This is a genomic window from Shewanella sp. ECSMB14101, from assembly GCF_000773485.1.
Classification (GTDB): domain Bacteria; phylum Pseudomonadota; class Gammaproteobacteria; order Enterobacterales; family Shewanellaceae; genus Shewanella; species Shewanella marisflavi.
Genome location: NZ_JSFF01000002.1, coordinates 279540 through 286402 on the forward strand (window position 1 = coordinate 279540; position 6863 = coordinate 286402).

A 6863-nucleotide genomic window follows, 5' to 3' on the forward strand; every position below is an offset into this window, starting at 1 on the left:
GTTTTTTTGACGCTAGCCTTCTACTGTGCCTCGTCGACCAGGGCCGGCTTGTCAGGCGCCACCTCGATGAGCGTCTCACTGCTAAGCCCTTTCACCTCACTGCGAGCTAACCATTAATTTTCAGCTGTGCCCAAGAGAAGTTTCCCCCCTGACCTTTTAACTCAGTTTGCAGGGCGAAGTGCACCGTCATTGAGGTGATTTCCAAAAACTTTGGCTAAATGTGATCTATTACTTATTGGGTATGTCACAGTACTGTTACTTTAATGCTATAAGTAAAAGTACTATAGATTGCGCTGCGTGAAATACCTTTGTTTTAAATGATTTATGTTTTAAATGGCTAATGCTTTATATGGCTTAAGTTTTAAATTATTTAGGCTTTGAACAAGCTGGCAGAGTCGGCGTTATACAAGCTTTGCGGGTAAGTCAAAATGCGCGATGGCAAAGGTCTTAGGGGAAGTTGATGTCTCAACAGGGAGTAGGAATGATGGATCGTATTAAGTCGGTTCGTTTTCAGTTAAAACTGAATGTCTTTTTAATCATCTTTGCCTTTGTGTTTCTTGGGTACAAAGGCATTACCGGCATGTTAGATGCGGGGGCGTCGATTGGTGAGCTTTATGGTCAGGGGATGCAACACAGCATCAGGGCCGGAAAGATTTTGCATGAATTGGAGATGGCCCGTAGCGGTCTGCTCCTCGGGTTTCAGCATGCTCCCGATAACGCCTTTACAGATATGCACAATCACCCACTGAGCTTTCATGTGGAGTCGAGCCGCGAATCGATTAGGTTGCTGCATGACATTATAGATAACCAGATCTTAGCATCGGATCTCGATAGTGATGAGCGTACTCAGGTGAATCGTTTAGTCTCACTGCTCGATAAGGTCACTCAAGAAGGCTTTAACCCCGCTATCGAGGCGCTAAGCCAGGGCGATTACCAGCGTTCTAATCAACTCTTGCTGGAAAATATCAACCCGCTGTTTAAGGACATCACGGCCCAGGCTCAGGCTTTCCTGGATTTGCAGATAGCCGAAGCTAAAGCCAGTTACCAGGACTCTGAGGAAACCGTTTCTCTCTATATCTGGCTGGTGGCCATCTTCTCAGGTGTCGCCATGTTGACCATTACTGCCAGCTCGGTATTTATCATACGCAGGGTCAGCCAATCCGTGGTGCAACTGGAAGAGACTGCGGTGGATATTGCTGCCGGGGATTTGACCAAGCGGATCCAGTTGGGCGGACAAGATGAGTTTGCCCACATTGCCGAACATGTGAACCGCATAGCAAGCGATTTTCAGCAGGCGGTGACCAATACTCATGCCTCCACCTCGCGACTGGCCAGCGCGGCTGAAGAGAATGCCGTGGTCTCAACCCAGACTCAGCGAAATGTGCTGGATCAACAACAGCAGACCCAGCTGATCGCCACCGCCATCCATGAATTTACCGCCACAGTGCGCGAAGTGGCTCAAAGCGCCGCATCGGCCGCCACTGCCTCCCATGAAGCCAACGAGGCCGCCCATGGCGCCCAGGGTGTGGTGGATGAGAGTATCGCCGTTATCGAAGCCCTGTCTCAGGAACTGACTAGCGCCAGTGAGGCGATGACGCTACTCGCGCAACATTCCGATGAGATAGGCAGCGTAGTCGATGTGATCCAGGGGATTTCTGAGCAGACCAACCTGCTGGCACTTAACGCCGCGATTGAGGCGGCGCGTGCGGGCGAGCAGGGCAGAGGCTTTGCCGTGGTCGCCGATGAGGTGCGATCCTTGGCCAAACGTACCCAGGACTCGACCGAGGAGATTCAGAAGATGATCCAGCGTCTGCAACAGGGGGCGCGTGGTTCGATGCAGATGATGCAGAGCGGTACAGAGCAGGTCAAACTCAGTGTGGATAAGTCTCTACTGGTGCGCGGCGCCCTGCAGCAGATCTTAAACAGCATAGAGGAGATCAATGCCCTCAACGCCCAGATAGCGACCGCCTCAGAGGAGCAGAGCTCGGTGACCGAGGAGATCAACATTAACATCACCAATATCAGCGAGATCTCAGATCAGACCGCCGAGGGCGCCAGACAGAGCAGCGATGCCACCGAAGATCTGGCCAGACTGGCAGAATCTATGGAGGCGGATATCGCCCACTATAAGGTGTAGTCGGCTATTAAGAGGTCACGCCAGGTCTAAGTGAAAAACAGCAGACAAGAAAAAAGGCAGTCAACTGACTGCCTTTTTAGTATCTCAAACCGGATTAGCCTTCTAGCTTAGCCCTCGAGCTTAGCCAGTTCGGTCTTCTGCTCGCTGAGCTTGTCCATATCGCGTTGGAACTCGGCCAGCTTGGCGCGCTCCTTCTCGATAACCGCTTCCGGCGCCTTGGCCACGAAGCCCTGGTTATTGAGCTTGCCTTCGATACGCTTAGCTTCACCCGCAAGCTTTTCAAGTTGCTTGTCGATACGCGCCATCTCGGCGGCCACATCGATAAGGCCAGCCATAGGGATCAATAGCTCCATCTCGCCAACCAACTGAGTGGTCGACATGGGCGCTGTGTCACCGTCTGCCAGAATCGTCATAGATTCCAGTTTGGCCAGAGTCGCAAAGAAGGTCTGGTTAGCTTCGACGCGTGCCTTGTCTTGCTCGCTAACGCTGCGTAGCAGGGCATTTAGCGGCTTGCTTGGGGCTATGTTCAGCTCGGCGCGGATGTTACGCACGGCGACGATCACCTGCTTAACCCACTCCAGATCCGCCATGGCGGTTTCATCCACCTTGTCCGCCTGATATTCAGGGAACTCGGCCAGCATCAGGGTATCACCCTCGACGCCCGCCAGCGGCTTAACGCGCTGCCAGATGGTCTCTGTCAGGTATGGCATCATAGGATGCAGCAGACGTTGCATGGCTTCCAGTACCGTCACTAGGGTGTGACGGGTACCGCGCTGCTCGGCCTCGGTGCCGTTTTGCAGTACCGGCTTGGTCAGCTCCAGATACCAGTCACAGAACTGGTTCCAGGTGAACTCGTACAGGGTGTTGGCCGCCAGGTCGAAACGGTAGTTTTCCATGTGCTCGTCAAAGGTCTTAACCGTTTGGTTAAACAGGCCGACGATCCAGCGATCCGCCAGTGACAGCTGCATCTCGCCGCCAGCTTTTCCGTTTGGAGACTGAGGGCCACAATCTTGCTCTTCTGTGTTCATCAACACATAGCGCGACGCGTTCCAGATCTTGTTACAGAAGCTGCGGTAACCGTCCAGACGCTTCATGTCCCAGTTGATGTCACGGCCGGTAGAGGCCATGGCTGCTAGGGTGAAACGCAGGGCGTCGGTGCCGTGGGCCTCGATGCCATCGGCAAACTCTTTACGGGTACTCTTCTCGATCTTAGCGGCCAGCTGTGGCTGCATCATGTTGCCGGTGCGCTTCTCAACCAAGGCTTCGAGATCGATACCGTCGATCATATCCAGTGGATCCAGTACGTTACCCTTAGACTTGGACATCTTGTTGCCCTGCTCGTCACGGATAAGACCGGTCACATAAACTGTCTTGAACGGCACCTGCGGCTTGCCATCTTCATCCTTGATGAAGTGCATGGTCATCATGATCATGCGCGCCACCCAGAAGAAGATGATGTCGAAACCTGTCACCAACACATCGGTTGGGTGGAAAGTCTTAAGCGCCTCGGTATCGTCTGGCCAGCCTAGGGTTGAGAAGGTCCACAGCGCTGAGCTGAACCAGGTATCCAGTACGTCTGGGTCTTGGCGTAGCACTACGGAATCGTCGAGGTTATGCTTGGCGCGAACTTCGGCTTCGTCGCGGCCCACATACACCTTACCAGCTTCGTCGTACCAGGCTGGGATACGGTGACCCCACCACAGCTGACGCGAGATACACCAGTCTTGAATGTCGCGCATCCAAGAGAAGTACATGTTTTCATACTGCTGCGGCACAAACTTGATGTCGCCGTTCTCAACCGCTTCGATAGCCGTCTTGGCCATAGGGGCTACGGCCACATACCATTGGTCGGTCAGTAGCGGCTCGATCACTACGCCAGAGCGGTCGCCGTAAGGCACCTTGAGGGCGTGTGGGTCAATCTTGCCCAGCAGGCCGAGTGACTCGAACTCTTCGACGATAGCAGTACGCGCCTTGAAACGGTCCATGCCGGCAAAGCGCTCTGGCAGGCTGTTATCTAACTCGTTGTTGGCGGTGCCGTCGGTGTTAACCACTTCAGCCGTTGAGCGAATCGCCGCATCAATCGTTAAGATGTTGAACATAGGCAGGTTGTGGCGCTTACCTACCTCATAGTCGTTGAAGTCGTGGGCCGGGGTGATCTTCACGCAGCCGGTACCAAACTCCATATCCACATAGTCGTCGGCCACGATAGGGATGCGGCGATTAACGATAGGCAGCAGGATAAACTTGCCGATCAGTGACTGATAACGCTCGTCGTCAGGATGTACGGCAACCGCGCTGTCACCCAGCATGGTTTCTGGACGCGTGGTGGCGACTTCTAGGTAGTCTTTACCGTCGGCGGTCAGCGCGCCATCGGCCAGCGGGTAGCGGAAATGCCACATGCTGCCCTGCTTCTCTTTGTTTTCGACTTCGAGATCTGAGATGGCTGTGTGTAGCTTAGGATCCCAGTTAACCAGGCGCTTACCACGGTAGATGAGCTCGTCGTTGTACAGACGCACAAACACCTCTTGCACCGCGGCAGACATGCCTTCGTCCATGGTGAAACGTTCACGATCCCAATCGACCGAGGCACCCAGACGACGCAGCTGCTTGGTGATGGTGCCACCAGATTGGTTTTTCCAATCCCAGATACGGTCGATAAAGGTCTCACGGCCCAGGTCGTGACGGCTCTTGCCCTCTTCGGCTTCGACTTTGCGCTCCACCAACATCTGAGTGGCGATACCCGCGTGGTCGGTACCTACCTGCCACAGGGTGTTCTTACCCTTCATGCGGTGGTAACGGGTCAGGGTATCCATAATGGTGTCTTGGAAGGCATGACCCATGTGCAGGCTACCAGTCACGTTTGGCGGCGGGATCATGATGCAGTAATTGCCCTTCGACTCATCGCCGTGCGGCTTAAAGTAACCTTTCTCTTCCCAGTTCTGGTACAGAGCCTGTTCGATTGACTGTGGGTTGTATGTCTTTTCCATAGGAGCGTGTGCTTCTCAAACTAATTAATTGGTTGTTGGGTCGTCAGGGGGATCCCTAACTCGCGATACTGGCGATAGCGATCGCGCGCGGTCGCTTTCATAGCAGCATCGTTGGCAACGAAGTCGATAATCTGGCCAAAGTTTACCGCAAATTGCGGGGCTTGGTCTGCAAGATTAATCAGAAGATGACGATTTTTATTGGGGCCCAGTTTATCAAAGCCTATCTCTACTGGCGCACCACCCGTTGGCCCTTCACCTTTGAGGTTGTGGGGCACGAATGCTGTGGGTTCAAATTGCCATAATATTTCGTCAATCTCATAGGCCTGCTGTTGATCATTACAGTGGATATAGACCAGTTGTTGATCGCGATATGCCTGCTCGGCGAGCCGACAGGCAAACAGATAGACATTCTCGCGCTCTGCCTTTGCAACCTGGGTCGCGGCAGAAGCTGCTTGTGGCATCAAATAAAACAAGGCGTTAGGCATTATCTGGCTCTATGTTGCTCGAGTATGGCTAGGCGTTGACGAAAGAGAGAATTCTACACCTAAAAGGGGGCGTTAAACCAGAGGGGGAGGGGATTTGTCGAATAACAAATTGGGTAATATTTTGGATTTGTTGGCCAAGGCCTTTTGGAATTGAATTTTGCCTGCTGAAGACCAATGCTTCATTGTCTTGAATTGCTTGGCAGCAGGCCTTTCGTGCAGGTACTGCTGTGACGCGCCGCAAGTACGTTCCCTGTAGGCTCTGCCGTGACATCCTTGTCACGGAAGGTCACAGCCGTACCTACACCGAGTTATCCGTTTCTTCGATTTGGCCGTATTTGATATCCGATCGTATTGAAGTTGCGTTTGCCTAGAGAGGCCTATGTTTCAGTGAGGCTGTAAGTAGTTATTGAAACATCTACCTGACTAGGGTACTTGGTCGGGAGGGCTTTAAACCATAGCCTCTTGTTTAATCAATCGCCTGTCCGGCGGGGAAGGTGCATGCACTCTTTTGGCACGCTGTGGATATGTCCCTATACGCTCCGAGGCGGCATCCATGCCGCCGAGGGCCAAAAGCGCGCATACACTGAGTTATCTGTCTCTTCGATTTGACCTTGTGAGAAGGTCTAGCCGTAAAATCATTATGGGGATTGGTATTTGTCAGAATGTTTATTCTGGCCCCACTAATTATTTAGTACATATAATCCCTCAAACAGGGGGCGCGCGTTAGCGCGTACTGGCCGCGGCTTCTTGCTGCTATGACTTGTTAGGTGACCTGTGAATGCTGGTAAACAGCTCAACCACCTCTTTGTATTTGGGAGGGAAGCGGCAGCCACCCTTAGTATTAACTTTCAAATTTTCGTGAATTATATACAGACTAAAAACCAAACCATCACATATAAGCCCAGGCTCATTGTCAGGATATTTAGGTTTCCAATCGGCTACACCAAGAGAAATTAGCTCAGCCACAAGATTTGCCTCTTGGGATTCGGCTAATTGGATAGAGTAAATCTTGGGAATATGAGGAGTAACATCAGCTGTTTTTTCATCATATTCATAGTGATCATCTATGTGAACATATAAACCTGATTTGATATCTGTCTGGTGCCGATAGGCTTGCAAGAAGTGACCTTCCTCAAAATTCACAAGCAAGCCATCAGCGGCTACTGAAACAGAGAATAAAAGTAGAAAAATTGCTCGATACATGTATTCACCTAACGCTTTGCTCTAGGGAATCCCCAGATAATTCCTTGTACA

At 52.1% G+C, this 6863-nt stretch carries 4 protein-coding genes; 1 reads left to right on the plus strand and 3 read right to left on the minus strand.

Annotation, left to right across the window (positions count from 1 at the left end; translation table 11 throughout):
• The first annotated feature begins 481 nt into the window (after positions 1–481).
• Positions 482–2137: a methyl-accepting chemotaxis protein gene (locus NY07_RS03670; protein ID WP_235363887.1), complete on the plus strand. Its 1656-nt coding sequence runs from the start codon at positions 482–484 to the stop codon at positions 2135–2137.
• A gap of 107 nt (positions 2138–2244) precedes the next feature.
• Here NY07_RS03670 and NY07_RS03675 read toward each other — a convergent pair whose 3' ends face one another.
• From NY07_RS03675 to NY07_RS03685, 3 genes are all read right to left on the minus strand, one after another.
• Positions 2245–5124, minus strand: coding sequence for a valine--tRNA ligase (locus NY07_RS03675; protein WP_033537996.1), 2880 nt, complete (start codon positions 5122–5124; stop codon positions 2245–2247).
• A 20-nt stretch (positions 5125–5144) separates the two neighbouring features.
• Positions 5145–5609 (minus strand): DNA polymerase III subunit chi, encoded by a 465-nt coding sequence (locus NY07_RS03680; RefSeq protein WP_033537997.1) that lies wholly within the window; start codon positions 5607–5609, stop codon positions 5145–5147.
• Between the two features lie 753 nt (positions 5610–6362).
• Positions 6363–6812 carry a hypothetical protein gene (locus NY07_RS03685; RefSeq protein ID WP_052125473.1) on the minus strand — a complete coding sequence of 150 codons (450 nt, stop codon included), beginning with the start codon at positions 6810–6812 and terminating at the stop codon, positions 6363–6365.
• Positions 6813–6863: the final 51 nt, after the last annotated feature.